Origin of the sequence: Stenotrophomonas sp. RG-453 (assembly GCF_033843685.1) — a bacterium.
Lineage (GTDB): Bacteria > Pseudomonadota > Gammaproteobacteria > Xanthomonadales > Xanthomonadaceae > Stenotrophomonas > Stenotrophomonas bentonitica_A.
Genome location: NZ_JAMYED010000004.1, coordinates 244,832 through 270,135 on the forward strand (window position 1 = coordinate 244,832; position 25,304 = coordinate 270,135).

The 25,304-nt window shown below is 66.2% G+C and carries 29 protein-coding genes; 15 read left to right on the top strand and 14 right to left on the bottom strand.

What is annotated here, in order from left to right; all coding sequences use genetic code 11:
* Positions 1-53: 53 nt before the first annotated feature.
* Positions 54-605, bottom strand: a complete 552-nt coding sequence (locus NJD74_RS09390; RefSeq protein ID WP_046274182.1) for a GNAT family N-acetyltransferase — start codon at positions 603-605, stop codon at positions 54-56.
* A 131-nt stretch (positions 606-736) separates the two neighbouring features.
* On the bottom strand, positions 737-1,567 hold the full coding sequence (locus tag NJD74_RS09395; RefSeq protein WP_019185923.1) for a glycine zipper 2TM domain-containing protein: 831 nt from the start codon (positions 1,565-1,567) through the stop codon (positions 737-739).
* Between the two features lie 159 nt (positions 1,568-1,726).
* Between NJD74_RS09395 and NJD74_RS09400 the strand changes: the two genes are divergently transcribed.
* On the top strand, positions 1,727-1,951 hold the full coding sequence (locus tag NJD74_RS09400; protein ID WP_070470309.1) for a DUF6116 family protein: 225 nt from the start codon (positions 1,727-1,729) through the stop codon (positions 1,949-1,951).
* Positions 1,948-2,709 carry a TatD family hydrolase gene (locus tag NJD74_RS09405; RefSeq protein WP_102788001.1) on the top strand — a complete coding sequence of 254 codons (762 nt, stop codon included), beginning with the start codon at positions 1,948-1,950 and terminating at the stop codon, positions 2,707-2,709. Before NJD74_RS09400 ends, NJD74_RS09405 begins: the two co-directional genes overlap by 4 nt.
* A 19-nt stretch (positions 2,710-2,728) precedes the next feature.
* Here the strand turns inward: NJD74_RS09405 and NJD74_RS09410 are convergent, their stop codons facing one another.
* Positions 2,729-3,541: a tRNA threonylcarbamoyladenosine dehydratase gene (locus tag NJD74_RS09410; RefSeq protein WP_319624049.1), complete on the bottom strand. Its 813-nt coding sequence runs from the start codon at positions 3,539-3,541 to the stop codon at positions 2,729-2,731.
* Positions 3,542-3,637: 96 nt separating this feature from the next.
* Here NJD74_RS09410 and NJD74_RS09415 point away from each other — a divergent pair, with 96 nt between their 5' ends.
* Both NJD74_RS09415 and NJD74_RS09420 read left to right on the top strand, forming a co-directional pair.
* Positions 3,638-4,078 (top strand): cytochrome c, encoded by a 441-nt coding sequence (locus tag NJD74_RS09415; RefSeq protein WP_070470315.1) that lies wholly within the window; start codon positions 3,638-3,640, stop codon positions 4,076-4,078.
* Between the two features lie 118 nt (positions 4,079-4,196).
* Complete coding sequence (locus tag NJD74_RS09420; protein WP_019185918.1) at positions 4,197-4,682, top strand: glycine zipper 2TM domain-containing protein; 486 nt, start codon at positions 4,197-4,199, stop codon at positions 4,680-4,682.
* A gap of 85 nt (positions 4,683-4,767) precedes the next feature.
* Here NJD74_RS09420 and NJD74_RS09425 read toward each other — a convergent pair whose 3' ends face one another.
* Positions 4,768-4,971, bottom strand: coding sequence for a cold-shock protein (locus NJD74_RS09425; protein WP_019185917.1), 204 nt, complete (start codon positions 4,969-4,971; stop codon positions 4,768-4,770).
* Positions 4,972-5,203: 232 nt separating this feature from the next.
* Here NJD74_RS09425 and NJD74_RS09430 point away from each other — a divergent pair, with 232 nt between their 5' ends.
* From NJD74_RS09430 to arsC, 3 genes are all read left to right on the top strand, one after another.
* Positions 5,204-5,689, top strand: coding sequence for a DUF456 domain-containing protein (locus NJD74_RS09430; protein WP_102788002.1), 486 nt, complete (start codon positions 5,204-5,206; stop codon positions 5,687-5,689).
* Positions 5,690-5,842: 153 nt separating this feature from the next.
* Positions 5,843-7,009, top strand: coding sequence for a phospholipase A (locus tag NJD74_RS09435; protein WP_070470322.1), 1,167 nt, complete (start codon positions 5,843-5,845; stop codon positions 7,007-7,009).
* Positions 7,009-7,362 (top strand): arsenate reductase (glutaredoxin), encoded by a 354-nt coding sequence (arsC, locus tag NJD74_RS09440; RefSeq protein ID WP_070470325.1) that lies wholly within the window; start codon positions 7,009-7,011, stop codon positions 7,360-7,362. The genes NJD74_RS09435 and arsC overlap by 1 nt, the downstream gene beginning before the upstream one ends.
* 117 nt (positions 7,363-7,479) lie before the next feature.
* Here the strand turns inward: arsC and NJD74_RS09445 are convergent, their stop codons facing one another.
* From NJD74_RS09445 to NJD74_RS09455, 3 genes are all read right to left on the bottom strand, one after another.
* Positions 7,480-7,869, bottom strand: coding sequence for a hypothetical protein (locus NJD74_RS09445; RefSeq protein ID WP_146027574.1), 390 nt, complete (start codon positions 7,867-7,869; stop codon positions 7,480-7,482).
* 56 nt (positions 7,870-7,925) lie between these two features.
* Complete coding sequence (locus NJD74_RS09450) at positions 7,926-8,561, bottom strand: glutathione S-transferase family protein (RefSeq protein ID WP_070470331.1); 636 nt, start codon at positions 8,559-8,561, stop codon at positions 7,926-7,928.
* 149 nt (positions 8,562-8,710) lie between these two features.
* On the bottom strand, positions 8,711-10,228 hold the full coding sequence (locus tag NJD74_RS09455) for a fumarate hydratase (protein WP_319624050.1): 1,518 nt from the start codon (positions 10,226-10,228) through the stop codon (positions 8,711-8,713).
* Positions 10,229-10,382: 154 nt separating this feature from the next.
* Between NJD74_RS09455 and NJD74_RS09460 the strand changes: the two genes are divergently transcribed.
* The 5 genes from NJD74_RS09460 to NJD74_RS09480 all read left to right on the top strand — a co-directional run bounded on the left by NJD74_RS09460 (position 10,383) and on the right by NJD74_RS09480 (position 15,422).
* Positions 10,383-11,213: a sigma-70 family RNA polymerase sigma factor gene (locus NJD74_RS09460; RefSeq protein ID WP_319624051.1), complete on the top strand. Its 831-nt coding sequence runs from the start codon at positions 10,383-10,385 to the stop codon at positions 11,211-11,213.
* 35 nt (positions 11,214-11,248) lie between these two features.
* Entirely contained in the window at positions 11,249-11,692 is a 444-nt protein-coding gene (locus NJD74_RS09465) for a carboxymuconolactone decarboxylase family protein (RefSeq protein ID WP_319624052.1), read from the top strand.
* A gap of 234 nt (positions 11,693-11,926) precedes the next feature.
* Positions 11,927-13,798 carry an ABC transporter ATP-binding protein gene (locus NJD74_RS09470; protein WP_070425501.1) on the top strand — a complete coding sequence of 624 codons (1,872 nt, stop codon included), beginning with the start codon at positions 11,927-11,929 and terminating at the stop codon, positions 13,796-13,798.
* Positions 13,799-13,893: 95 nt separating this feature from the next.
* Complete coding sequence (locus NJD74_RS09475) at positions 13,894-14,673, top strand: ferredoxin--NADP reductase (RefSeq protein ID WP_046274192.1); 780 nt, start codon at positions 13,894-13,896, stop codon at positions 14,671-14,673.
* A 203-nt stretch (positions 14,674-14,876) separates the two neighbouring features.
* Entirely contained in the window at positions 14,877-15,422 is a 546-nt protein-coding gene (locus tag NJD74_RS09480; RefSeq protein WP_319624053.1) for a TlpA disulfide reductase family protein, read from the top strand.
* Positions 15,423-15,542: 120 nt separating this feature from the next.
* Here NJD74_RS09480 and NJD74_RS09485 read toward each other — a convergent pair whose 3' ends face one another.
* Entirely contained in the window at positions 15,543-16,025 is a 483-nt protein-coding gene (locus NJD74_RS09485; protein WP_070470340.1) for a glutathione peroxidase, read from the bottom strand.
* 258 nt (positions 16,026-16,283) lie between these two features.
* On the opposite strand from NJD74_RS09485, the gene NJD74_RS09490 reads away from it, so the two are divergent.
* A complete protein-coding gene (locus NJD74_RS09490) occupies positions 16,284-18,455 on the top strand; it encodes a M3 family metallopeptidase (RefSeq protein WP_102788010.1) in 2,172 nt (723 codons plus the stop codon).
* A gap of 75 nt (positions 18,456-18,530) precedes the next feature.
* Here NJD74_RS09490 and cfa read toward each other — a convergent pair whose 3' ends face one another.
* The 3 genes from cfa to NJD74_RS09505 all read right to left on the bottom strand — a co-directional run bounded on the left by cfa (position 18,531) and on the right by NJD74_RS09505 (position 20,886).
* Entirely contained in the window at positions 18,531-19,649 is a 1,119-nt protein-coding gene (cfa, locus tag NJD74_RS09495) for a cyclopropane fatty acyl phospholipid synthase (protein ID WP_102788011.1), read from the bottom strand.
* A 14-nt stretch (positions 19,650-19,663) separates the two neighbouring features.
* Positions 19,664-20,518 (bottom strand): DUF3298 domain-containing protein, encoded by an 855-nt coding sequence (locus NJD74_RS09500; protein ID WP_319624054.1) that lies wholly within the window; start codon positions 20,516-20,518, stop codon positions 19,664-19,666.
* 65 nt (positions 20,519-20,583) lie between these two features.
* On the bottom strand, positions 20,584-20,886 hold the full coding sequence (locus NJD74_RS09505) for a GNAT family N-acetyltransferase (protein ID WP_019182900.1): 303 nt from the start codon (positions 20,884-20,886) through the stop codon (positions 20,584-20,586).
* 213 nt (positions 20,887-21,099) lie between these two features.
* Here NJD74_RS09505 and NJD74_RS09510 point away from each other — a divergent pair, with 213 nt between their 5' ends.
* Positions 21,100-21,279, top strand: a complete 180-nt coding sequence (locus NJD74_RS09510; RefSeq protein ID WP_019182899.1) for a hypothetical protein — start codon at positions 21,100-21,102, stop codon at positions 21,277-21,279.
* 103 nt (positions 21,280-21,382) lie between these two features.
* Here NJD74_RS09510 and NJD74_RS09515 read toward each other — a convergent pair whose 3' ends face one another.
* Together NJD74_RS09515 and NJD74_RS09520 are read right to left on the bottom strand one after the other, a co-directional pair.
* Positions 21,383-22,006: a rhomboid family intramembrane serine protease gene (locus NJD74_RS09515; RefSeq protein ID WP_019182898.1), complete on the bottom strand. Its 624-nt coding sequence runs from the start codon at positions 22,004-22,006 to the stop codon at positions 21,383-21,385.
* A 7-nt stretch (positions 22,007-22,013) separates the two neighbouring features.
* Positions 22,014-23,576, bottom strand: a complete 1,563-nt coding sequence (locus NJD74_RS09520) for an oligopeptide:H+ symporter (protein ID WP_070470348.1) — start codon at positions 23,574-23,576, stop codon at positions 22,014-22,016.
* A gap of 177 nt (positions 23,577-23,753) precedes the next feature.
* Between NJD74_RS09520 and NJD74_RS09525 the strand changes: the two genes are divergently transcribed.
* Positions 23,754-24,602 carry an endonuclease/exonuclease/phosphatase family protein gene (locus NJD74_RS09525; RefSeq protein ID WP_019182896.1) on the top strand — a complete coding sequence of 283 codons (849 nt, stop codon included), beginning with the start codon at positions 23,754-23,756 and terminating at the stop codon, positions 24,600-24,602.
* 80 nt (positions 24,603-24,682) lie between these two features.
* On the opposite strand, the gene NJD74_RS09530 is transcribed toward NJD74_RS09525, so the two are convergent.
* Positions 24,683-25,294: a superoxide dismutase gene (locus tag NJD74_RS09530; RefSeq protein ID WP_019182895.1), complete on the bottom strand. Its 612-nt coding sequence runs from the start codon at positions 25,292-25,294 to the stop codon at positions 24,683-24,685.
* Positions 25,295-25,304: the final 10 nt, after the last annotated feature.

Consider the following 25,304-nt stretch of genomic DNA (forward strand, 5'->3'; position numbering starts at 1 on the left):
ACGATGCCGAGTCTGGCCTCACCCCATCGCATTTGCCAAGCGCGGGTGCAGCATCACCGCTGCGTGGCCCGACGCTGCTGCCACTGCTGCCGTGACTGGCCCCAGATCTCGATCGGCTTGCCGGCGTGCGGCGGCGGCAGCTCGCCCATGCGCAGCAGCGAGCTGCCGAGCTTGCGCGCGACCACCTTGGAGTTTTCGTTGGCCGCATCGATGGTGTGGATGATCTCTTCCCAGCCGAGCGTGTCGAACGCCCAGTCCATGCTGGCCACCGCCGCTTCGGGCGCATAGCCCTTGCCCCAGCTCTCGCGGCGGATGCTCCAGCCGACCTCGGTGCCCGGCCAGTCCAGCGGTTGCCACGGGCCCATGCGGCCAACCCACTCACCGCTGCTTTTTTCGATCACCGAGAACATCGAAAACCCATACAGGTGCCAGCTGCCCACCAGGCAGCTGAAACTGCGCCATGCCTGGGAGGGGGCCTGCACGCCACCCAGGTGCTGCATCACCTCCGGGTCCGAGCAGAAGCGCAGGAAATCATCGAAATCCTCGGCGCGTGGCGGGCGCAGGATCAGGCGCTCGGTCTCCAGCTGGAGGTCGAAAATGCTCATGGCGTCCTCGTCTGTTGCGTGTGTACCGCCATGATCGCAGACGCAGCCACCGGCATGCCGTGCACCGTTCCCCACAACGCAACACGCCGGCAGTTGCCGGCGTGTTGGTGGTGCGTTCGAACGGCTGCGCTTTACTGGTTGTTCGCGCCCAGCGCGGCGGTCTGGGTGACCAGCTGACCGTCGATCACCGGCAGGCGATCGCTGCTCGGCTTGTTGTCCATCTTCACGGTCTTTTCGGCGCCGTCGTAACGGTAGGTCACGTTGTAGCCGGTGACCGCATTGGTGGTGCCCATCGGGATGCGGTTGCCCGGCTTGCTGGCCATGCGCATCGTGCCGGTGGTGCCATCCTCATTGCGGTAGGTGACGTTGTAGCCGGTCACCCGGGTCGACTCGGAGGTCGCGGTCTCGGTGTGGCACTGGCGCTCGGTACGGTTGACCACGCGGCCACCCACATGGCGCTTGTCCACCTGGTTGCCGATCATGCCGCCGGCAACGGCACCGGCGGCCGTGGCTGCCTTGCGGCCATTGCCACCGCCGACCTGGTTGCCCAGCAGGCCGCCGATCACGGCACCGGCGACGGTACCGCCAACATTGCCGTCGCGTTCGGGCAGGCGTTCCTGGACCACCACGTCCTGGCAGACTTCATGCGGCGTCTGCGTGCTGGACGTCTCGCGCACCGGCTCGGTGCCGATCACGGTGGCGTAGGCCTTTTCCTTCCTGGTCAGCGGATCGACCTTGACGATGTCGGCGTACTCGAGCTTGCCGGCCTTGTCTTCGATGGCCAGTTGGTCGGTGCGCGCGCCGTCATCGGCCAGCGGCGTGGTGTCCAGGGTGGGCCGGGTCTGAGCAGCGGTCACCGCGTCGGGCGAGGCACTGCCGCCCTTCATGAAGGCAGCAGTGGCGATCCCGCCGACCAGCAGCGCACCTGCAGCGACCAAAGCAGTAGTAGTTGTACTTTTCATAACCGGCTCCTTGCGGACGATCCGCAACGTTCTTGAGTGAATTCCAGCACGGCCAGCCTGAACGGAATCTCGACGGATCGTGAACATCCTCCCGCCCATTCAGGTTCGGTGAGCCCCAGGCTCGTGATAGCGTTTACAGCATCTGCCCAGGAGTGCCCCATGTCCAATCCCATACTGTTGCCGGTGCTGGAATGGGCGCGTCGGCTGCGCTACCCCACCCTGTTCAAGATCACGGCCGCGCTGTTCGCGGTGACCCTGGTGATCCCCGACCCGCTGCCGTTCGTGGATGAAATCCTGTTCGGCCTGGGCACGCTGCTGCTGGCCAACTGGAAACGACGCGGCGACCCGACGCCACCGCCATTGCCGAGCAAGCGCCGCGCGTGAGGTTGATCGACAGTCATTGCCACCTGGATGCGGGGGAGTTCGATGCCGATCGCGCCGAGGTGATCGCACGCGCCCGCACGGCGGGTGTTTTCGCGCAAGTGGTGCCGGCCGTCACCGCCGCCAGCTGGCCCGGGCTGCGGGAGGCCTGCAGGCTGGCCGACGGATTGCACCCGGCATACGGACTGCACCCGATGTTCCTGGATCAGCACCGCCCCGAGCACCTGGACGAACTACGCGCGTGGCTCGAGCGCGAGCGCCCCTGCGCGGTTGGCGAGTGCGGGCTGGATTTCTTCGTCGAAGGGCTGGACCCGGACACCCAGCAGCATTACTTCCTCGGCCAATTGAGGCTGGCGCGCGAATTCGACCTGCCGGTGATCGTGCATGCGCGCCGCGCGGTGGATGCGGTGATCGCGGCGATCAAGCAGATCGGCGGGCTGCGCGGCGTGGTCCACAGTTTCTCCGGCAGCCCCGAGCAGGCGCGGCAACTGCACCAGCTCGGCTTCCTGATCGGGCTGGGCGGCCCGCTGACCTATGACCGCGCCCAGCGCCTGCACCGCCTGGTGGCCAACATGCCCCTGGAGCAGCTGCTGTTGGAGACCGACGCACCGGACCAGCCGGATGCAGGCATCCGCGGCGAGCGCAATGAGCCGGCGCGGTTGCCGGTGATCCTGGAGGCGGTGGCGCGGCTGCGCGGGGAGCCGGCCGCGGTGATTGCCGCGCAGACCACGGCCAATGCCGAGGCATTGTTCGGCCTGTGAGTGGACCGGTCCGCCCGGATCAAGCCTCGGCGGCCGCTGCACCCTTCTTCGGCTTCATCAACATCTCCAGCGCCTTGCCCACCGCCGCAAACGCGAACGCACCGGTGATGTGGGTGGCCGCGCCCAGGCCCGCGCCGCAGTCCAGCTTCAGCGCCGCGTCCGCGCCGAGGTGCGGGCGGATGCCGCAGACACTGCCATCGGCCTGCGGATACTTCACGTTTTCCAGCGAGTACACCGCCGGCACGCCGAAGTAGCGCGAGGCGTTCTTGGGGAAGTTGAAGTCGCTGCGCAGTTTCTTGCGGATCAGCGCCATCATCGCGTCGTGCTCGGTGCGCGACACGTCCCGGATCCGCACCAGGGTGGGATCGGTACGGCCGCCGGCAGCGCCCACGGTCAGGATCGGCAGCTTGCGGCGGCGGCACCAGGCAATGGTCTCGACCTTGACCCGGAAGCTGTCGCACGCATCGATCACCAGATCGAAATCGCGGTCCAGCAGCTCAACCATGTTGGACACGGTCAGGAACGAGGCGATCGCATCGACGCTGATGTCCGGGTTGATCGCGCGACAGCGCTCGGCCATCGCCTCGGCCTTGTTGCGGCCGTACTGGCCGGCCAGCGCGGGCAGCTGGCGGTTGGTGTTGGAGACACAGATGTCGTCGGCATCGATCAGGGTCAGATGCCCGACCGCCGTGCGCGCCAGCGCTTCCACCACCCACGAGCCAACCCCGCCCATGCCCACCACCGCCACCCGGCGGGTGGCGAGCAGATCCACGGTGCCTACCCCATACAACCGGTCGATGCCGGCAAATCGTTCGCGCAGTACGTCGTTCATGCGGACATTTTAATGCGCGCAGGCCAGCGCCGGTACGCGCCGTGGACAGGACGCGTCGTACCATCGCCGCAGCCACCTCTCAAGGAAGCCTTCACCATGAACGACCCCGTGACGCCGTCCCGCCGCCCCTCCGCCGCCTATCGCTACCTGTTCGTCGGCCTGCTCGGGCTGGTGATCGGCCTGATCGCCACGGTGATGATCTCGCGCGCCATCCAGGCCCGCCAGGATCCCTTCCCGGATGCGCTGATGCACGTGATGAACCGCCAGGTGGAGCTGCTGCAGGCGGCGCAGGCGCAGAACCGCTGCAGCCTGGCCGATACCGTGCCGCGGCTGCAGACCCTGCGCTCGCTGTCCAATGATCTGGACCTGGCCTTTCCCGGCCTGAAGGACAGCCAGGGCTTCCAGCAGCACGCCAGCGCCCTGCGCGCCACGCTCAACGAGGCATTGGCCGCGCCGCCGACCGACTGCCCGGGCATGGCCACGCTGGTGGAAAAGATCCAGACCGACTGCAAGGCCTGCCACCAGGATTTCCGCTGATTCATCTTCCAGCCACGCTGGCAGCCCGGGGTTGGCACGCTGTTCACGCAGCACAGGACACGATCTGCCCCATGCGCACCAGACGCATTCGACCACCCCTCTGGCCAGGAGATACACCATGAAGATTCAACTGATCGCCGCCGCTGCTGTTGCCACCGTCGCCCTGGCTGGCTGTGCCACCACCTCGCCGGGCTACGGCAGCAGTGGCTACAACAACGGTTACGGCAATTCCGGCGGCAACTACAACACCAATCGCTGCGCTGACTGCGGCATCGTGACCCGCATCAACCAGGTCGCTTCGGGCCGCAGCGCGCCGAGCGCGACCGGCGCGGTCCTGGGTGGCATCGTCGGCGCGGTCGCCGGCCATGAAATCTCCGACCACACCGGCGGCAGCCGAGGCAACAAGAACATCGCCGCCGCCGCAGGCGCGGTGGGTGGTGCACTGGCCGGCAACCAGATCCAGAAGAACGTGACCAGCGATACCTTCGACATCACGGTACGCATGGATGACGGTCGCACGGTCGTGGTCAACCAGCGCGATCTGGGCGGGATCCGCGAGAACACCTATGTCCGCGTGGTCAACGGCAAGGTGATCCTGCGCTGATCTGCCCCGCACACGGCGTGCAATGAAAAGGGCCCGCTTGCGCGGGCCCTTTTCATGTCTCAACCAGGCAGGACCCGGCGTGCGCTCAGAGCGGCTTGACCTTGTCGGCCTGCAGGCCCTTCTGGCCAGTCACCACTTCGAACTCGACCGCTTGACCTTCCTTCAGGCTCTTGAAGCCCTGGGATTCGATCGCGCGGAAGTGCACGAATACATCTTCGCCGCTCTCACGGCTGATGAACCCGAAACCCTTCGCGTCGTTGAACCACTTGACGGTGCCCTTCTCAGCCATCTCAGCTACTCCCTAACTGTCTTGTTGTTGGATACACCCGTACAGGCGGCTGACAGCAAGGGGGAAGCGAGGTGCAACGATGCAGCGGATCCGGAAGATCTACCATCATCAGGCCACGATCCACGGTGACCTTGCCAAGCTCAGCGCCTGCAACTTAACCCGAGCAAAACGAAAAAGCAACTAGCCAAAAGCTTGCGATGTCAACCCCATTTCAGGAACCATACTGGACAGCATGGACCCTTCATTCATCTTGTATCTGCTAGCCGTCCTGCTGGTGCTGGTCGGCATCGCCGGCATCATCCTCCCTGCCCTGCCTGGCATTCCCCTGGTGTTCGCCGGCCTGCTGCTGGCCGCATGGGCAGATGGCTTCGTGCATGTGGGCTGGCTGCCGCTGACGCTGCTCGGCCTGTTGACGCTGGTTTCCTTCGCCGTGGACATCCTGGCCACCGTGGTCGGCGCGCAACGCGTAGGTGCCAGCCGCAAGGCCCTGTGGGGTACGTTCCTGGGCAGCATCGCCGGCGTGTTCTTCATGCCGATCGGTCTGTTCGTCGGGCCGTTGGCCGGCGCCCTTCTGGGCGAGTACTGGCACACACGCGAGCTCGGGCGGTCCACGAAGGTGGGCCTGGCGACGTGGCTGGGCATCCTGCTCGGATTCGCCCTGAAGCTGGCGCTGGTGATCGCGATGCTGGGCCTGTTCGCCTTTGCCTGGATCTTCTGACTCCCCACGACACGCGGACGTTCACACCCCGAGCACACCACTGACCGGCATAAACCCGGTCAGATCGATGGCATCGCGTGCTGGCAGGAATGCCGGGCAGCGGCGACACTGTGCGATCAGACCCATTCATTTTTGTCACGCGGCCCTGCTCCCATGACCCTGCCCTATTCCCGCTCCGCCCTGTTCACTGCCCTGGCCCTGGCCGGCACCGCCCTGCCCGCTGCAGCACAGGAGGCGGCACCGAAGCCGGCGTCACCGGAGGCCTGCGCACTGGTGGACACCGACGCGGCGCGTCTGGCGTGCTACGACACGCTGTTTGGTCGTACGCCGGACGTGACCCTGGCCGCCGATGCGGCGGCCACCGCCGCAAAGCAGGAACGCCGCGAAGAGCGCCAGGCCGCACGCGGGGCCGATGCCGATGCGCCTGCGGCACAGCGGGTGAAGCAGCGTCTTGGCGAGGTGTTCAAGAACGACGGCCATCAGGACGCCTTGGCCAACGCTGGCAAGGGCTCGCTGCTGGACAGCCGCTGGGAACTGGCCCAGGACTCCAAGCTGGGCGCCTTCCAGCTGCGCGCCTACAAGCCGGTCTACCTGCTGCCCGCCTTCTGGACCAGCGACAAGAACCAGATGCCGCAGTCGCCCAATCCGGTCAATACGGTCACCACCTCGCAGCAGCTGGACAGCGCGGAACTGAAGTTCCAGCTCAGCTTCAAGACCAAGGTCGTGGAAAACCTGTTCGGCGACAACGGCGACATCTGGGCCGGCTACACGCAGAGCTCGCGCTGGCAGGCCTACAACGCCGACAACTCGCGTCCGTTCCGTGAGACCAATTACGAGCCGGAAGTGATGCTGATGTTCCGCAACGGCTACTCGATCGGCGGCTGGCGCGGGCGCATGAGCGGGATCAGTGTCAACCACATGTCCAACGGCCGCGCCGATCCCCTGTCGCGCAGCTGGAACCGGGTGATCGCCACCGTCGGCCTGGACCGCGAGAACTGGGCGCTGGTCCTGCGCCCGTGGTATCGCATCCCGGAAGACCGCAAGGACGACAACAACCCGGACATCTCCGATTACATGGGCCGCGGCGACGCCACCCTGACCTGGAACAAGAACGGTCACGAGGTCTCTCTGATGGCGCGGCACTCGCTGCGTGGCGGTGATCGCTCGCACGGTGCGCTGCAGCTTGATTACGGCTTCCCGATCAGCAACCTGCTGCGCGGTCACGTGCAGATCTTCGATGGCTACGGCGAGAGCATGATCGACTACAACCACAAGGCCACGTATGTGGGCCTGGGTGTGTCGCTGCTGGAGTGGTATTGATGGCGGTGACGATCTGGCACAACCCGCGCTGCAGCAATTCACGCGGGGCGCTGGAACTGCTGCGTGAGCACGGCATCGAGCCGGTGGTGATCGAATACCTGAAGACACCGCCGGACCGTACTACGTTGACCGCCCTGATCACGCGCATGGGCATCGCCCCGCGGGCGTTGCTGCGCAGCAAGGAGCCGGCCTATGGTTCGCTCGGGCTGGACGACGCCGCGTTTTCCGATGCCGCGCTGATCGACGCGATGGTCGCCCACCCGGAGCTGATCAACCGCCCGATCGTGGAGACTCCGCGCGGGGCACGTCTGTGCCGGCCACCGGAGACGGTGCTGGAGATCCTGCCGGCGTAAAACTGCGCCTCAGCTGCCTCCACAGCGGCTGGTACAGCGGTTGTTATCCTCGCCGCAGGTCAGTGCGGGCAGCCGGTTGCGGTAACAGCACTGCCGGCCAGCTTTGCAGACAGGCGGTCAGCGCTCCACCATCGTCCCGCCACAGTCAAGTGCACAGAGCTCCCAGCGCTCCCTGCATGGCGAGGTGTTGGCCGTGGGAGTGATGCAGCTCGTGCCGCCATTGGCGGTTTCGCAGCGGTGCCGGTCGCTCTCGCTGGTATACGCCGAACAGCGGCTCGCCAGCCGCTGCTGGCTGAAGGCACACGAATCGCCCTCCGAACGCGCCACCGCCTCTGCCTGCCAGGTGCACTGATCCCGCCGCGCATCGCAGGTCTGCATGCACTGCTGTCCCGTAGCGCTGATCGGGGGCTGGATCTCGTAGCCCGCGCACCCGGCCAGCCCCGCCATCACCAGTAACGGCAACAGCAACAGCAACAGCACGCTCCCTTTTACGCCCATCGCGATCATCCTTGAACGGCACACGCCCGACTTTAGCAGCACTTCTTTCCGACCTGCCATCGACCTCAGCGCCAGTCGGTGATGCCCTCGCGCCGGTAGACCTCGGCGAACGCCGGCCGGGCTTTCAGACGATCGGCGTAGGCCTTCAACGCCGGCCAGGTGTCACTCGGCGTGGGCATGTTGCGCGACCAGCGCATCAGCATCACCAGCATGAAATCGACGACGCTCAACGCGTCGCCCAGCACATACGGCCCGCGCGTGGACAGATGCTCGGCCAGGTGCTGCCACGCGCCTTCCAGCCGCTCGCGCGCCCGCTGGCGGGTCGCCTCCACATGCTCGGGGCCGGCCATTTCCTGCGGGTAGAACCACGCCCGGTACGCCGGCTGCACGGTGTTGGCACACCAGAACATCCAGCGGTAGGCCTCGGCGCGATCGGCAGTCCCCGGGGCCGGCAGCAGAGCCGCGTCCGGATGGCGGTCGGCCAGGTGCAGCGCGATCGCTGCCGCTTCGGTCAATACCTGCCCGTCCAGCACCAGCGTCGGCACCAGGCCTGCGGGATTCAACGCGAGATACGCGGCATCCTTGTGCTCGCGCTTGTCGAAATCCAACAGCACCAGATCGTGCTCGATCTGCAGTTCCAGCAACAGCCAATGGACGACCAGGGCGGCGGTACTCGGCGATCCATACAACGTGGTGCGCATGCGTGGGTGCCTCTCAGGGGAAGGCCCGCATTATGCGCGCGCCACGCGCAGGGGTGGACAACGAAAAACGGCGCCCTCGGGCGCCGTTTTCGTTTCAGCAGCGTATCAACCCGTGGCCGATACCTGCCGTATTGCCGCGACCGGAAGCCTCAGGCAACCACGACCGGAATCTTGCCGATGCGGGCCTGCCACTCGCGCGGGCCGGTCTGGTGCACGGACTCGCCGGTGGAATCCACCGCCACGGTCACCGGCATGTCCTGCACGGTGAACTCGTAGATTGCTTCCATGCCCAGATCCGCAAAGCCGACCACCTTGGCCGCCTTGATCGCCTTGGAGACCAGGTAGGCCGAGCCGCCAACCGCCATCAGGTAGGCCGACTTGTTGTCACGGATCGCCTCGATCGCCGCCGGGCCGCGCTCGGCCTTGCCGACCATGCCCAACAGACCGGTCTGCTCCAGCACCTGGCGGGTGAACTTGTCCATGCGGGTCGCCGTGGTCGGGCCGGCCGGGCCCACCACTTCGTCGCGCACCGGATCGACCGGGCCGACGTAGTAGATGAAGCGGCCCTTGAGGTCGACCGGCAGCGGCTCGCCCTTGTCCAGCATTTCCACCATGCGCTTGTGCGCGGCGTCGCGGCCGGTCAGCAGCTTGCCGTTGAGCAGCAGGGTCTGGCCCGGCTTCCAGCTGGCGACGTCTTCCGGAGTGATCGTGTCCAGATCGACACGGGTGCCCTTGGAGGCGTCGTAGGTGATCTGCGGCCAGTCTTCCAGCGAGGGCGGGTCGAGCATCACCGGGCCACTGCCATCCAGGGTGAAGTGCGCATGGCGGGTGGCCGCGCAGTTCGGGATCATCGCCACCGGCAGATTGGCGGCGTGGGTCGGGAAGTCCTTGACCTTGATGTCCAGCACGGTGGTCAGGCCGCCCAGGCCCTGCGCGCCGATGCCCAGCGCGTTGACCTTGTCGAACAGCTCCAGGCGCAGCTCTTCGGCGCGGTTGGAGGCGCCACGGGCCTTGAGCTCGTTGATGTCGATCGGCTCCATCAGCGATTCCTTGGCCAGCAGCATCGCCTTCTCGGCGGTGCCGCCGATGCCGATCCCGAGCATGCCCGGCGGGCACCAGCCGGCGCCCATGGTCGGCACGGTCTTGAGTACCCAGTCCACGATCGAGTCGGACGGGTTGAGCATGGCGAACTTGCTCTTGGCTTCCGAACCGCCGCCCTTGGCCGCGACGATCACCTCCACGGTGTCACCCGGGACGACCTTGACGTTGACCACGCCGGGGGTGTTGTCCTTGGTGTTGATGCGCTTGCCGGCCGGATCGGCCAGCACCGAGGCGCGCAGCTTGTTGTCCGGGTAGTCGTAGGCGCGGCGCACGCCTTCGTTGGCCATGTCCTCCACGCCCATGGTGGCGTCGTCCCAGCGCACGTTCATGCCGATTTCCAGGAACACGGTGACGATGCCGGTGTCCTGGCAGATCGGCCGGTGGCCTTCGGCGCACATGCGCGAATTGATCAGGATCTGGGCCATCGCCTCCTTCGCGGCCGGCGACTCTTCGCGCTCATAGGCAGCGTTGAGGCTCTTGATGTAATCGACCGGGTGGTAGTACGAGATGTACTGCAGCGCGTCGGCGATGGACTGGATGAGGTCTTCCTGCTTGATCGATGTCACGACTTGCTCGCTTGCTGGAGGCTGGCGGGGGTTGAACCGCCGATTTTAACAACTACCGCCCGGCGGCGTTGAGAATCGCTCGCGGTGGCGGGGTTTGGTGCAAAGTGGGCGCCCCGCCTTGTCACAGCGGCCTGCCCGGCCGCGTCCTCCTGGCATGACCCCGACCGATACCTTCCAGACCCACCGCCCCCGCCTGTTCGCCCTGGCCTACCGCCTGCTGGGCAGCCGCAGCGACGCCGAGGACATCGTCCAGGACGCCTGGCTGCGCTGGCAGGGCGCCGACACCGGCGTGATCCGCGACCCGGAGGGCTGGCTGGTCACGGCCACCACCCGGCTCGGCCTGGACCGGCTGCGCGCCCTGCGCAGCGCGCGCGTGGAGTACGTCGGGCCGTGGCTGCCCGAGCCGCTGGAGATCGCCCTGGACCCGGACCCGCTGCAGGACCCGGCCCAGCGCCATGCCCTCGCCGACGAGGTCTCGGTGGCTTTCCTGGCACTGCTGGAGCAGCTCAAGCCGGATGAGCGCGCCGCCTTCCTGCTCAAGGATGTGTTCGACTACGACTACCCGGACATCGCGCCCCTGCTGGAGCACTCCCCCGCCAACTGCCGGCAACTGGTGCACCGGGCGCGGCAGCGACTACAGACCGGCGCCCCACGCTTCACGGTCTCGCCCGCCCAGCACCGCGACCTGCTGGCGCGCTTCATGGCCGCCTCGCAGCAGGGTGATCTGGAAGCGATCCGCGCCCTGCTCGGCGCCGAGCGCATCGCGCAGCTGTACTGGGCGATCGCGCGCCGCAACGGCCAGCATCCGGCGCAGCTCGGCCAGGTCAATGGCGAGCCGGCGATCCTGCGTTTCGCGGGCGACCAGCTGCACTCGGTGACGATGATCACGGTCGATGCCGGACGGATCGTGCGCGTGCTCAGCGTGCTCAATCCGGAAAAACTCACCGGCCTTGTCACAGCGCGCGATGCTGGCGCGTCCTTCTGATGAAGACGGCCATTGCGGCCGTCATGGAGTCCCCGATGTCCACCTCACCGCGCGTTCCATACACCCGCCTCGCCGCCGAGGCCTTCAAGGGCCTGCTCACCACCAGCAAGGCCGTGCACGACAGTTCGATCGACCCCGTATTGATGGAACTGGTGTTCCTGCGTGTCTCGCAGATCAATGGCTGCGGCTACTGCATGGACATGCATGCCACCACCCTGCGCAAGGGCGGCATCGAACCGCGCAAGCTCGATACGCTGCCAGCCTGGCACGAGAGCTGCTTCTTCGATGCGCGCGAGCGCGCCGCGCTGGGCTGGGCCGAGGCGCTGACCCGCTTGAGCAGCGCCGCCCCGTCCGATGCCGCCTACGACGCCCTGGCACCGCATTTCGATGAGAAGGGCATCAGCGACCTGAGCATGGGCATCGCGGTGATCAACGCCTGGAACCGCCTCGGCGCCGGCCTGCTGCCGCCGCTGCCATAAGGAACGGGTAATGCCGGCCGCTGGCCGGCTCCGCATGATCGTCATGCTGCACGGGTAGTGCCGGCCGCTGGCCGGCTCCGCACGATGCTGGATGCCTCCTGGAGCCGGCCAGCGGCCGGCACTACCGGGTAGCGGTGTACCGGCTCCACCGTTCTGCGGGGCGTACGCGTCTGCAATCTGCGCAGGCACTGACTTCATGCATCAACCACGGTCACGGCGCGCACAATGTCGCCCATGCCCGCCTCCCCCGCTGCCGGTGCACCCGGCCAGAAGAATCCCAGCCTGCGTGAGCGCGTCAATGCGATGCGCAACCTGCCCCCGTTCCTGCGCCAGGTCTGGCAGACGAGCCCTGGGCTGACCCTGGCCAGCCTCGGCCTGCGCGTGATCCGCGCGTTGCTGCCGGTGGCGATGCTGTACGTCGGCAAGTTGATCATCGATGCCGCCGTGCAGCTCAGCCAGCATGATGCCGGCTTCCCGCCGTTCGGCGAGGCGCTGTCCACTGGCCTGCTCAATCCCCTGCTGGGCCTGCTCGCGCTCGAGTTCGGCCTGGCGATGGCCTCGGACCTGCTTGGCCGCATGGTCAGCTACGCCGATACCCTGCTGTCGGAGCTGTTCACCAACGTCACCAGCGTGCGCTTGATGGAACACGCCGCCGAGTTGGACCTGGAGGATTTCGAAGACCCCGACCTGCAGGACAAACTGGACCGGGCACGGCGCCAGACCATGGGCCGGATGAACCTGATGAGCCAGCTGTTCGGCCAGGTGCAGGACAGCATCACGGTGGCCAGCCTCGCGGTCGGCCTGATCGTGTACGCGCCGTGGTTGATCCTGCTGCTGGCGGTGGCACTGATCCCGGCCTTCATCGGCGAATCGCACTTCAACGCAGCCGGTTACAGCCTCAACTTCCAGTGGACGCCCGAGCGCCGCCAGCTGGAGTATCTGCGCCAGATCGGGGCCAGCGTGGAGACCGCCAAGGAGGTGAAGATCTTCAACCTCCATCGCTTCCTGATCGATCGCTACAAACTACTCGCCGAGAAGTTCTATCTCGCCAACCGTGCGCTGGCCCGCAAGCGTGCGATCTGGGGCACGCTGCTGGCAGCACTCGGTACGCTGGGCTATTACGCCGCCTACGCCTACATCGCCTGGCGCACCGTGCGCGGCGATTTCTCGATCGGCGACCTCACCTTCCTGGCCGGCAGCTTCCTGCGCCTGCGCCAGCTGCTGGAAGGCCTGCTGATCGGCTTTTCACAGGTTGCCGGCCAGGCGCTGTACCTGGACGATCTGTTCTCGTTCTTCCAGATCGAACCGGAAATCCACTCGCGCCCGGATGCCATCGCCATCCCGCAGCCGATCACCCAGGGCTTCGTGTTCGAGAACGTCGGTTTCCGCTATCCCGACGCCGAAAGCTGGGCGGTGCGGCATCTGGATTTCGACCTGCGTGCCGGTGAAGTACTGGCGCTGGTGGGTGAGAACGGTGCCGGCAAAACCACCCTGGTCAAGCTGCTGGCCCGCCTGTACGACCCCGACGAAGGCCGCATCCTGCTCGATGGCCGCGACCTGCGCGATTACGACCTGGATGACCTGCGCGCCAACATGGGCGTGATCTTCCAGGACTTCGTGCGCTACAACCTCAGCGCCGGCGAGAACATCGGCGTCGGCCTGGTCGAGGCGATGGGCGACGACGCCCGCATCCGCGATGCCGCCCGGCGCGGCATGGCCGATGAGGTGATCGCCGGCCTCCCCGGTGGCTACGACCAGCTGATCGGCCGCCGTTTCAAGATGGGCGTGGACCTGTCCGGTGGCCAGTGGCAGAAGATTGCGATCGCGCGGGCCTACATGCGCGATGCGCAGGTCATGATCCTGGATGAACCGACCGCGGCGCTGGATGCGCGCAGCGAGTTCGAGGTGTTCCAGCGCTTCAAGGAACTGTCCGACAACCGCACTGCGGTGCTGATCTCGCACCGCTTTTCCTCGGTGCGCATGGCCGACCGTATCCTGGTGCTGGCCGGCGGCCGGATCGAGGCCAGCGGCACCCATGCCGAGCTGATGACCCAGGGCGGCCGGTATGCCGAACTGTTCGAACTGCAGGCGGCCGGTTACCGCTGAAACCCAGGCACGACAGGCCTGTCCGGCCAGTCAATGAGAATTTATCTCATTTGAGATAAACTAGACCCGACGAAACCGACCAGAACCCCACCCCCATGTCTTCCGCTTTTGGCGCCGAAACGGTGCTTGAGGTCCGTCACTGGACCGACGCCTACTTCAGCTTCACCACGACCCGCGACAGCGGCTTCCGCTTCGAGAACGGCCAGTTCGTGATGATCGGCCTGGAAACCGAAGCGCGCCCATTGCTGCGCGCGTACTCCATCGCCAGTGCCAACTGGGAAGAAAACCTGGAGTTCTTCAGCATCAAGGTGCAGGACGGCCCGCTGACCTCGCGCCTGCAGCACATCAAGCCGGGCGACAAGGTGCTGGTCGGCAAGAAGCCTACCGGCACCCTGCTGATCAGCGACCTGCACCCGGGCAAGCACCTGTACCTGCTCGGCACCGGCACCGGCCTGGCGCCGTGGCTGTCGGTGATCAAGGACCCGGAAACCTACGAGCGCTTCGACAAGGTGATCCTCACCCACGGCGTGCGTTACGAAAAGGACCTGGCCTACCGCGAGCTGTTCGAGAAGGAACTGCGCGAGCACGAATTCCTGGGCGAGATGATCGGCGACAAGCTGCTCTACTATCCGGCCGTCACGCGCGAAGCCTTCCCCAACCAGGGCCGCCTGACCTCGCTGATGGAAAGCGGCGAGATGCAGAAGACCCTCGGCCTGCCGCCGCTGGATCCGGAAAACGACCGCGCCATGATCTGCGGCAGCCCGCAGATGCTGGCCGACCTGCGCACCGTGCTGGACAGCCGCGGCTTCCAGACCTCGCCGCGCATCGGCACCCCGGGCCACTACGTCTTCGAACGCGCCTTCGTCGAAAAGTAATCGCGGCGCTCGGCTCCGCCCGGCTGATCGACCAACCTGCGCGCCAGCCGGACAGAGCCCGGCTCTACGGGGCTGATTCGCCGACCGCGGCCCTGCCGCGTAGAGCCGACCCTTGGTCGGCTCTCGCGGCAACGATCGCATTCACGTTGGGCTATATTCCGCGTCAGCCCGGCAACGGCCGGGCCTGACCTGGAGCCGTACCGATGATCAGGAAGATCCGCCCCGCCCTCGCCTGCCTGCTGCTCGCCATGAGCCTGGCTGCCAGCGCCGCCGCGCCCGCAACGCCCTCACCGAAAGCCGGCGATATCCCGCCGCAGATCCTGGGCAAGGACCGCCAGGGCAATGTGGTGGACCTGGCCAGCCAGCGCGGCAAGGTCGTCATCGTCACGTTCTGGGCCTCGTGGTGCGGACCGTGCCGCAAGGAACTGCCGATCCTGGGCCAGCTGCAGAAGGTCATCGGGCATGACGCGCTGCAGGTCTACGCGGTGAACCTGAAGGAACCGCGCGCCGATTTCGCCGCCATCGCCCGCAGCCGCAAAGCCCCGCCACTGGACTACATCCACGACGCCAAGGGCGAGGTCAGCGACCAGTACGGCATCCAGACCATCCCGCACATGTTCATCATCGGCCACGACGGCAGCATCGCCGGCGTGCATCGCGGCTACTCCGAGCAGAGTCTGCCGAAAATCGTCGACGACATTCTCTCCCTCCTGCCCGAAGACGTGCGCAACCGGAAAGCAGGCGGCTGATTCCACCGCTGCGGTGTAGAGCCACGCCATGCGTGGCTGGAACGTTGGGCGAACCGGTGATGCGAGGAGCCGGCCAGCAGCCGGCACTACCGGGATCACGGAGCCGGGCAGAGCCCGGCGCTACGCCAGCGCCGCCTCAATGTCGCCGCGCAGCGACTCGGGCTTGTCGGTCGGTGCATAGCGCTGCAACACCCGCCCGTCGCGACCGACGAGGAACTTGCTGAAGTTCCACTTGATCCCCCGCGTGCCCAGCACCCCGGCCTTCTCGGCCTTGAGCCACTGCCACAGCGGATCAGCGCCGTCGCCGTTGACCTCCACCTTGTCCGACATCGGGAAACTGACCCCATAGGTCAGCGAACAGAACTCCCCGATCTGCGCCGCATCACCCGGCTCCTGGTGCCCGAACTGATCGCAGGGAAACCCGATCACCACCAGCCCGCGCGGCCCGAATTCCCGCCACAACGCCTCCAGCCCCTCGTACTGCGGCGTGAAGCCACACTTGCTGGCCACATTGACCAGCAGCAACACCTTGCCCCGATACTGCGCCAACGCCTGTGGCTGGCCCGACAGATCCACGAACGGGAAATCGAAGGCAGTGGTCATGGCAGAGGCTCCGGTGGAAAGGCCTCTCATCTTAGCTCGCCCAGCGTATTCGGCCTGGTGGGCTGAGGAGCCGGCCGGTGGCCCGAGGAGCCGGCCAGCGGCCGGCACTACGCCTCGGGACGGCAACGACCGGGCTGGCTCTTGCAGTGGCCGCACCCTTCGCAATGCCCTGGCCTGGCCAAAACATGCCTTTCGACACAAGCCGCTCCCCAACGGCCCGGGTTACCCTCAAAGACTTGCCTGACCGGAGAATTCCCCTTGACCACCCGTCTTGCCCTCGCCGTCGCCGTGACCCTCGGCCTGGCCCTGCCCGCCTATTCCGCCACCGCCGCCACCCCGGCCGCGACCACCGCCCAGCAGGCCAACCCGTTCTTCGCCGACAGCCCGCTGCCGCTGCACTTCCCGCAGTTCGACAAGATCAAGGACAGCGACTTCGCGCCCGCCTTCGACGCCGGCATGGCCCAGCAGCTGAAGGAAGTCGAGGCGATCGCCAACAACAAGGCCAAGCCGACCTTCGACAACACCCTCATCGCCCTGGAGAAGAGCGGTGAGACCCTGGACCGCGCCACCACCGTCTTCTTCAGCCTGGTCGGTGCCGACACCAACGACGCACGCAAGAAGCTGCAGGCCGACTACTCCGCCCGCTTCGCCGCGCACAGCGACGCCATCGCGCTGAACGGCAAGCTGTTTGCCCGCATCCAGAGCCTGTATGACACCCGCACCCAGCTCGGCCTCGACGCCGAAGGCGTGCGCCTGGTCGAGAAGTACTACGAGAGCTACGTCCGCGCCGGCGCCAAGCTGTCCGAAGCGGACAAGACCAAGCTCAAGGAAATGAACGCCGAGCTGGCCAACCTGGGCACCAAGTTCAGCCAGAACGTGCTGGCCGAAGTGAATGCCTCGGCGATCACCGTCGATGACGTCAAGGACCTGGACGGGCTCTCGCAGGAGCAGATCTCCGCCGCTGCCGAAGCCGCCAAGGCCCGTGGCCAGGACGGCAAGTACGTCATCACCCTGCTCAACACCACCGGCCAGCCGCCGCTGACCAACCTGGCCAACCGCGCCCTGCGCCAGAAGATCTACGAAGCCTCCATCACCCGCGGCAGCCGCGGCGGTGAGTACGACAACACCGCCCTGGTCTCGCGCATCATGCAGCTGCGTGCCGACAAGGCCAAGCTGATGGGCTTTGCGAACTTCGCCGCCTACAACCTGACCAACCAGACCGCCAAGACCCCCGAAGCGGTCAACGCCATGCTCGGCCAGCTCGCCCCGGCCGCCGTCGCCAACGCCAAGCGTGAAGCCGCCGACCTGCAGGCGATGATCGACAAGGAACAGAAGGCCGCCGGCAAGCCCACCTTCAAGCTGGAAGCATGGGACTGGGCGTTCTACAGCGAGAAGGTCCGCCAGGCCAAGTACAACTTCGACGAATCCCAGCTCAAGCCGTACTTCGAAATGAAGAACGTGCTCGAAAACGGCGTCTTCCACGCCGCCCAGCTGGAATTCGGCCTGACCTTCAAGCAGCGCACCGACCTGCCGGTCTACCACGACGACGTCACCGTCTATGACGTGTTCGATGCCGACGGCAGCCAGCTGGCGATCTTCATCTTCGACCCGTACGCACGCGCCTCCAAGCGCGGCGGTGCGTGGATGAACTCGTACGTCTCGCAGTCCGAGCTGACCGGCTTCAAGCCGGTGGTCGCCAACCACCTCAACATCCCCAAGCCGCCGGCCGGCAAGCCGACCCTGCTGACCTGGGATGAAGTGACCACCACCTTCCACGAATTCGGCCACGCCCTGCACGGCATGTTCTCGAACGTGAAGTACCCCTACTTCTCGGGCACCTCGGTGCCGCGCGACTTCGTCGAGTTCCCCTCGCAGGTCAACGAGATGTGGGCCGATGACCCGGTCATCCTGAAGAACTACGCCAAGCACTACCAGAACGGCACGGCCATGCCGCAGGCCCTGCTCGACAAGGTCGTCGCCGCCGCCAAGTTCAACCAGGGCTTTGCCACCACCGAATACCTCGGTGCGGCCATGCTCGACCAGCGCTGGCACCAGATCGGTCCGGACCAGGTCCCGGCCGCCAAGGACGTGATGAAGTTCGAAGCCGAGGCCCTGGCCAAGGACGGCATCTTCTACGCGCCGGTCCCGCCGCGCTACAAGACCCCGTACTTCAGCCACATCATGGGCGGCTATTCGGCCGGCTACTACGCCTACATCTGGTCTGAAGTGCTCGACGCCAACACCCAGAAGTGGTTCCGCGAAAACGGCGGCCTGAGCCGCAAGAACGGCGATCACTTCCGCCAGACCCTGCTTTCTAAGGGCGGCAGCGTGGATGCAATGGAACTGTTCCAGAACTTCGCCGGCCATGCCCCGCAGATCGAGCCGCTGCTCGAAAAGCGCGGCCTGACCTCGGGTGACGGCAAGAAGTAAGCGTCCGCCTCAACGACGTGCGCAACGAAAAACGCCCGGCACCGCCGGGCGTTTTTTTCGTGCCGCCAGCTCATCTCACCGTGGCGCTACGTAGCCTCCAGGCACGCCATTGGGCGACAACACCAGCTGCCACAACTGTGCGTGCCGGCAGCGGAAACTCGCCATCGAACCGGCCAGATAGAACCGCCACATCCGGCGGAACCGTTCGTCATACCACTGCGCATCCAGGCGCGGCCACGCCGCCTCGATGTTGGCCCGCCACGCCTGCAGGGTCCGGTCGTAATCGGTGCCGAAGTTGTGCCAGTCCTCCAGCACGAACACCCCTTCGAACGCGTCGGTCACCTGCGCCGCCGAGGGCAGCATCGAGTTCGGGAAGATGTACTTTGCGATCCACGGATCGGTGCGATGCCGCGACAGATTGCTGCCGATCGAATGCAGCAGGAACAATCCTTCCGGCCGCAGGCAGCGCCGCGCCATCTCGAAGTACCCGCGATAGTTCTTGTCGCCCACGTGCTCGAACATCCCCACCGACAGGATCGCGTCGAAGGACTCCTCCACGTCGTGGTAGTCCTGCAACCGTATCTCGACCGGCAACCCCGCGCACAACTGCCGCGCATAGTCCGCCTGCTCCTGCGAGATCGTCACGCCGACGCCGGAGACGCCATAGCGCTCGGCCGCGAACTTCAGCGCCTCGCCCCACCCGCAGCCGATATCCAGAATGCGCTGGCCGGGGCGCAGGCCCAGCTTGCGGCAGATCAGATCGAGCTTGGCCTCCTGCGCCGTGTCCAGGTCCGCAGCTTCGCGCCAGTAACCGCAGCTGTAGACCAGCCGCTGGCCGAGCATCGCCTCGTACAGATCATTGCCCAGGTCGTAATGGCGACGGCCGACCTCGAAACTGCCGGCGCCGGCCTGCAGATTGAACACCCGCGCCTTGATCGCATCGGCCAGATCGCGCCAGCCGTGCACGCGTTCGTCCAGATGCGCCTGCATCAGATGAAAGAGGAAGTCGTCCAGCGCGCGGGCATCCCACTGCCCGTCCATGTAACTCTCGCCCAGGCCCAGCGAGCCCTGGGCCATGACCCGTGCATAGAAGCGCGGGTCGTGCACCGTGATGTCCTGCGGCTGGTCACCGCCAACGGTGACCCCCGCTTCGTGCAGCAACCCCGTGACCCGTCGTTGCAGCCCAGCGTCCACATCGCCTCCGTCGATCAGCCCCGGGCGAACAACCCCGCGACATCCTGACCCACGTGCGGCACCAGCACGGCGGCCGGGACGTCCACGGTCTGCGTGCCGTCCGAGTACGGCCCTACCTGGTAGGGCGGGAACACGAAGCGTATCGCAGAGATGCGTCCGTCGGAACCGGTCAGCGGCTGGAACTGGCTGAAGTTGTCCGCGCTGGGCCCGGTGCCATCGGCGATCATCCGGCTGGCGTTGCGCAGGGACTCCTGCATCTGCGCCGGCTCCATCTCATCGCCGCTCAGGCGCGTGGCCACGCGTTCGCGCAGCTGGTCGGCCACGTAGTCGCTGATCGCCTTCCAGCCCTTGGCATCGGCCACCAGCTTGTCGGCGGTCAGCATCTGCTGCTGCTCCGGCAGCCATACGAAGCGCGCCACCAGCGGCTCACCGTGGGCGCCACCGGTGTAACGGCTGCCATCGGCGGTCACCACCACCAGCTGCGGCGTCTCCAGCACCTTCTCGAAGGTCAGCGAGAGCTCGTAGGGCATGGTCGGCTTGTCGTTGCCCAGCCCGTCCAGCGCCTGCTGCAGCTCGGCCCGGGCGCTGTCGGCATAGCTGCCCAGCGTCTTGGCCAGGCCCGGATACCGCGCGATGTCCGGCGGATAGGTAATCCCGACCACCGCCTGCGGCGAGGTCTCGATCACGTCGCGCAGCTCGACCGGCGCATCCGGCGTCGCCGCCGGTGCAGCCGGTTCGGCGGCGGTATCGGCCGCTGCCACCGGCGCCTGTGCGTCACCGTCGCGCTTGCAGCCTGCCACCACCACCAAGCCCATAGCAAAGGCCAACGCGCTGGTGCGCAGCGCGCAACGGTTTCCTGCGATGTTCATCCTGAAATCCCCTTGTTGTAACCCACCATCATGATCGGCCATCCCTGAAGCATGACCCGCTGCCCTCATCGGACCAGCAGGTCGTCGTACTCCTCGTGCCGCTGCAGGAACGCTTCGGCGTACGCGCAGGCAGGCACTACCTTGAATCTGTGTTCGCGCGCGTAGCGCAGCGCCACCTTGGTCAACTCACCGGCCACGCCGCGTCCGGCGATCGGCTCGGGCACCTCGGTGTGGGTGATGATCATCCGCTTGCGCTTGATCTGGTAATCCAGCAGCGCCAGATGCCCTTTGACCCGGGCCTGGAACCGGTGATGGGCCAGATCGTGCTCCACCTCGTAAGCCAGTCCGGGCGGCGTGACCGAAGCCATGAGCGGTGTCTCCTGCGGCGACTGCAGCGATAGTGCGCAGCCGGCCGCCATGATCGCGTGAAGCCTGAACAGGGGCAAGCAGCGACGTGGCGCGTCACATCCGGCCCTAAAGGCTGGAGCCGCCACGCCGATATCGGATCCGGACAGGGCGTAAGAGCTGGCATGGCTTTTGCGAAGACCTGCCTGCACGCACCCGCTCTTCCGGAGGTCCGCATGGACAACACCGCACCTGCCCCCGCCGCCCACGGCGATGCCGACAGCTCCCTGCTCGAGGGCCTGTTCCAGCTGGCCGTGAACGGCCAGACCCAGGGCTGGGAATTCGACCAGATCAACCATGAGGTCTACGCCCGGCTGCTCAGCACCTATGGCGTGGACGGCAAGAAGGCCGCCTGACGGGTGCCGGGCTCACGACCAACGGTCGTGAGCTCCCCCCGGCGCGACGATGCATCGACCCACCGTCGCCAGGTACCGAGACCGTTGGTCGGTACGCGCCGAATCAACCGCCGAGGCGGAAGGTCGGGTTGCTCAGCTCACGCAGGAAGTGGCTGAAGATGCTCGGCTGCATGGCCAGCATGAACAGCACGCCGAAGGCCGCACCGGCCAGGTGCGCGCTGTGGTTGATGCGGTCGCCGCCACGGCGGTCCATCCAGATGCTGTAGCCCACGTAGAACACCGCATAGATGATCGCCGGGGCCGGAATGAACAGCACCAGGATGATCGACCACGGCTTGATCAGGATGAAGGCGAACAGCACTGCCGAAACCGCGCCCGATGCCCCCAGGCTGAGGTAGTTCGGATTCTTCTGGTTCTTCAGGTAGCTGGGCAGGATCGAGACCAGCAACGCGCCCAGGTAGAACGCCGGATAGGTCAGGTAGCTGCCGCTCAACTGCAGCATCACCTGTTCGATGAAGCCGCCGAAGAAGAACAGCGTGATCATGTTGAACGCCAGGTGGGACAGATCGGCGTGGATGAACCCGTAGGTGATCAGGCGATCGTACTGACGGTTGCGGTCCACTGCCGGCGGCCACAGGATCAGGCGGTCGGCGAGCGCACGGTTCTTGAATGCCATCCACGACACGATGACGGTGATGGCGATCAGCAGCAGGTTGACTGGGGTCATGTCAGGCTCAGGCGGTGCGGTAGTTGTCGACCATACGATAGCGCTTGGCATACCAACCGAAGGCCAACGCCGCCAGGAACGCAAAGCCGGCGAAGAAGAACATCAGGAACGCCGCCTCGCTCAAGCCGGTACTGGCGATCTGGTGGGTCACCGTGTCGTTGCGCACCGCCGCGTTGGACAGCAGCACCCACAGGTTGCCGATGGTGGTGGTCAGGTTCCAGAAGCTCATCACCACGCCCTTCATGGCCTGCGGCGCCTGGCTGTAGGCGAACTCCAGGCCGGTGGCCGAGACCAGCACTTCACCGAAGGTCAGCAGCGCGTAGGGCAGCATCTGCCAGAAGATGGACATGACGTTGCCGCCATCCATCATCACCTGGATACCGCCGACCACGATCCAGGCCAGGCCGCTGAAGGCGATGCCGGCGGTCATCCGGCGCAGCGCGGTCGGCTCAAAGCCGAAACGGCGCAGCATCGGGTACAGCACCAGGTTGTTGAACGGGATCAGGATCATCACAAGCAGCGGGTTCAGCGCCTGCATCTGCGAGGCGGTGAACCAGCTTGGCATCGCCATCTGCTGGCCCTGCAGGACCCAGGTCGAGGCCTTCTGGTCGAACAGCGAGAAGAACGGCGTGGTCAGGGCGAAGATCACCAGCACGCGCAGCACCGAGCGCACGCCCTCCACCGCCTCGGCCGGGTGCACGGCGCGGGCGCGGTCCAGCTGGATCCAGGTGCCGCCACCGATGCCGGCCAACAGCAGGACCAGCGCGATGCACAGGCAGATCACGATGCCCAGGCTGCCGACCAGCCCCATCGAGGCCACCGCCAGCACCGCACCGAGGATGGCCAGGGTACGACCCGGACGGCCCTTGCCCGGCACCTGCGCCGACAGCGCGGTACGCACCACGTTGCCGAACGAATGCGGGTCCTTGGGCGGCAGCGGGACCAGCACGTAGCGCTTGCGGCCCATCCAGAACACGAAGGTGGCCACGAACATCAGGATGCCCGGGATGCCGAAGGCCCACGACGGACCCAGGTTCTTCAGCGCCAGCGGAATCAGCAGCGAGGCGAACAGCGAGCCGAAGTTGATGATCCAGTAGAAGGCGTCGAACACGACCTTGGCCAGATGTTTGTTGCTCTGGTCGAACTGGTCGCCCATGAACGAGGCCACCAGCGGCTTGATGCCGCCGGCACCCAGCGCGATCAGGCCCAGGCCGACGAAGAAGCCCTGGCGGCTGTCCTCGAAGATGGCCAGGCAGGCGTGGCCGGCGCAGTAGATCAGGCTGAACCACAGGATGGTGTGGTACTTGCCGAAGAATTTGTCGGCCAGCCAGCCACCGAGCAGCGGGAAGAAATACACGCCGATCATGAAGCTGTGCATGATGTCCTTGGCCTCGCCGGCCCGGCCATCGGCGGTGATCTCCTGCAACAGCAGCGAGGTGATCAGGAACTGCACCAGGATGTTGCGCATCCCATAGAAGCTGAAGCGTTCGCAGGCCTCATTGCCGATGATGTAGGGAATCTGGCGCGGCATCTTTCCTTTGCCGGCGCTGGCGGCTGCGATATTGCTCATCCTGTGGGGCTGTCCTGCGAACACGAAAGGACCAAGATTACCGGAAGCCCCTACCCCAGCGCACGCTGCACAGCTGCATGACAGGGGCCACCGGACATGGCAGGCGGGCCGGAATCCCATCTGCGCGATGGCACCCGTGTCACGGATCGTCGACGGCGAAAGCGTAAACTTATCGTTATGCGCACGCACATCACCGGTGGGACCCGAGGTTGGACAGGCTGGATCCTGCTGCTGTTGCTTGCCGCGCCCGCCGCCGGCGCGCACGCGCGCCAGGCCGAGGACGCCCTGCCCTCGCTGAAGATCGCCACGCTGGAACTGCCGACCCAGGACGATGCCCAATGGCAACAGCGGCGTGACCAGGTGCTGCAGCTGCTGGAGTCCATGCAGCCGGACGTGATCGCGGTGCAGCGGGTGCTGCAGACCCAGGGCCGCAACCCCGCCTGCTGGCTGGCCAGCCGGCTGCGCTACAGCTGCGATTTCGTCACTGCCGATCCGCCCAGCCAGCCGCTGCGCCACGGCAGCGCCATGCTGACCCGGCTGCCGGTGACCGATGACGCCGTCACCCTGCTGCACCCGCCGGGGCAGTTCAGCGCGGCCGGGATGCTGCGGGTCAAGCTGCGCGAGGAACTGATCAACATCTACGTGGCCCGGCTGCGCCCGGAACCGGACGACGCGCAGATCCGCCGGCACCAGACCACCGATCTGATGACCTGGATCGGCGCGACCGCCGACGGCCTGCCTTCGCTGATCGCCGGCGACTTCTCGGCCGAGATCACCGAGCTGGTGGGAAGTACCCCGGGCTTCCAGCCGGCCCGCAAGAACCCCGGCGAACGCGTGGATCCGCCGTCGCTGGCCGGCGCGGCACGGGGCCACGGCCTGGACGTGCTGTTCCAGGTGAAGCACTTCGGCGGCATCCGCCAGGACAGTATCAAGCTGCCGGCCAGCGAGGGCGACGCTGCGGCGATGCGGCTGGGCACCATGGCCACCCTGCGCCTGCAGACGCCGGAAAGCACCAGCGCGCCCTGACCGGCACCGTTCGCGGGGGCGCAACGAAAAACGGCCAGGCATCGCTGCCTGGCCGTTCGTCTGTCAGGTGACCGTGCCGATCAGGCAATGGCTTCCTGGTAACGACGCTCGACTTCATTCCAGTCGACGACGTTGAAGAACGCGCCGATGTATTCCGGGCGACGGTTCTGATACTTCAGGTAGTACGCGTGTTCCCACACGTCCAGGGCCAGGATCGGCGTGTTGCCGTCCATCAGCGGGCTGTCCTGGTTGGCGCTGCTTTCCACCACGACCTTCTTGTCCGGGGTGACGCTCAGCCAGGCCCAGCCGCTGCCGAAGCGGGTCAGCGCGGCCTTGGTGAAGGCCTCTTTGAACTTCTCGACACCGCCCAGCTGCGAATCGATCGCCTTGGCGACGTCACCGACCGGAGCGCCGCCGCCGTTGGGCGACATCACGGTCCAGAACAGGGTGTGGTTGGCATGGCCGCCGCCGTTGTTGCGCACGACGCCCTGCAGGTTTTCCGGCAGCGACTTGGTCTTCTTGACCAGCTCTTCCACCGGCAGGTCGGCGTATTCGGTGCCTTCCAACGCAGCGTTGACGTTGTTGATGTACGTCTGGTGATGCTTGGTGTGGTGGATTTCCATCGTCGCTGCGTCGATATGCGGCTCGAGCGCGTCGTAGGCGTAGGACAGCTTGGGGAGGGTATAGGCCATGTGGTTCTCC

Bases quoted from the DNA above. Each gene is read 5' to 3' on its own strand.
- NJD74_RS09395 (WP_019185923.1), bottom strand. From the start codon at position 1,567: ATGAAAAGTACAACTACTACTGCTTTGGTCGCTGCAGGTGCGCTGCTG.
- NJD74_RS09430 (WP_102788002.1), top strand. From the start codon at position 5,204: ATGGACCCTTCATTCATCTTGTATCTGCTAGCCGTCCTGCTGGTGCTG.
- NJD74_RS09415 (WP_070470315.1), top strand. From the start codon at position 3,638: ATGAACGACCCCGTGACGCCGTCCCGCCGCCCCTCCGCCGCCTATCGC.
- NJD74_RS09425 (WP_019185917.1), bottom strand. From the start codon at position 4,971: ATGGCTGAGAAGGGCACCGTCAAGTGGTTCAACGACGCGAAGGGTTTC.
- NJD74_RS09480 (WP_319624053.1), top strand. From the start codon at position 14,877: ATGATCAGGAAGATCCGCCCCGCCCTCGCCTGCCTGCTGCTCGCCATG.
- NJD74_RS09470 (WP_070425501.1), top strand. From the start codon at position 11,927: ATGCCCGCCTCCCCCGCTGCCGGTGCACCCGGCCAGAAGAATCCCAGC.
- NJD74_RS09390 (WP_046274182.1), bottom strand. From the start codon at position 605: ATGAGCATTTTCGACCTCCAGCTGGAGACCGAGCGCCTGATCCTGCGC.
- arsC (WP_070470325.1), top strand. From the start codon at position 7,009: ATGGCGGTGACGATCTGGCACAACCCGCGCTGCAGCAATTCACGCGGG.
- NJD74_RS09460 (WP_319624051.1), top strand. From the start codon at position 10,383: ATGACCCCGACCGATACCTTCCAGACCCACCGCCCCCGCCTGTTCGCC.
- NJD74_RS09465 (WP_319624052.1), top strand. From the start codon at position 11,249: ATGTCCACCTCACCGCGCGTTCCATACACCCGCCTCGCCGCCGAGGCC.
- NJD74_RS09485 (WP_070470340.1), bottom strand. From the start codon at position 16,025: ATGACCACTGCCTTCGATTTCCCGTTCGTGGATCTGTCGGGCCAGCCA.
- NJD74_RS09410 (WP_319624049.1), bottom strand. From the start codon at position 3,541: ATGAACGACGTACTGCGCGAACGATTTGCCGGCATCGACCGGTTGTAT.
- NJD74_RS09515 (WP_019182898.1), bottom strand. From the start codon at position 22,006: ATGACCCCAGTCAACCTGCTGCTGATCGCCATCACCGTCATCGTGTCG.
- NJD74_RS09505 (WP_019182900.1), bottom strand. From the start codon at position 20,886: ATGGCTTCGGTCACGCCGCCCGGACTGGCTTACGAGGTGGAGCACGAT.
- NJD74_RS09435 (WP_070470322.1), top strand. From the start codon at position 5,843: ATGACCCTGCCCTATTCCCGCTCCGCCCTGTTCACTGCCCTGGCCCTG.
- NJD74_RS09450 (WP_070470331.1), bottom strand. From the start codon at position 8,561: ATGCGCACCACGTTGTATGGATCGCCGAGTACCGCCGCCCTGGTCGTC.
- NJD74_RS09500 (WP_319624054.1), bottom strand. From the start codon at position 20,518: ATGAACATCGCAGGAAACCGTTGCGCGCTGCGCACCAGCGCGTTGGCC.
- NJD74_RS09525 (WP_019182896.1), top strand. From the start codon at position 23,754: ATGCGCACGCACATCACCGGTGGGACCCGAGGTTGGACAGGCTGGATC.
- NJD74_RS09400 (WP_070470309.1), top strand. From the start codon at position 1,727: ATGTCCAATCCCATACTGTTGCCGGTGCTGGAATGGGCGCGTCGGCTG.
- NJD74_RS09475 (WP_046274192.1), top strand. From the start codon at position 13,894: ATGTCTTCCGCTTTTGGCGCCGAAACGGTGCTTGAGGTCCGTCACTGG.
- NJD74_RS09445 (WP_146027574.1), bottom strand. From the start codon at position 7,869: ATGATCGCGATGGGCGTAAAAGGGAGCGTGCTGTTGCTGTTGCTGTTG.
- NJD74_RS09420 (WP_019185918.1), top strand. From the start codon at position 4,197: ATGAAGATTCAACTGATCGCCGCCGCTGCTGTTGCCACCGTCGCCCTG.
- NJD74_RS09510 (WP_019182899.1), top strand. From the start codon at position 21,100: ATGGACAACACCGCACCTGCCCCCGCCGCCCACGGCGATGCCGACAGC.
- NJD74_RS09530 (WP_019182895.1), bottom strand. From the start codon at position 25,294: ATGGCCTATACCCTCCCCAAGCTGTCCTACGCCTACGACGCGCTCGAG.
- NJD74_RS09520 (WP_070470348.1), bottom strand. From the start codon at position 23,576: ATGAGCAATATCGCAGCCGCCAGCGCCGGCAAAGGAAAGATGCCGCGC.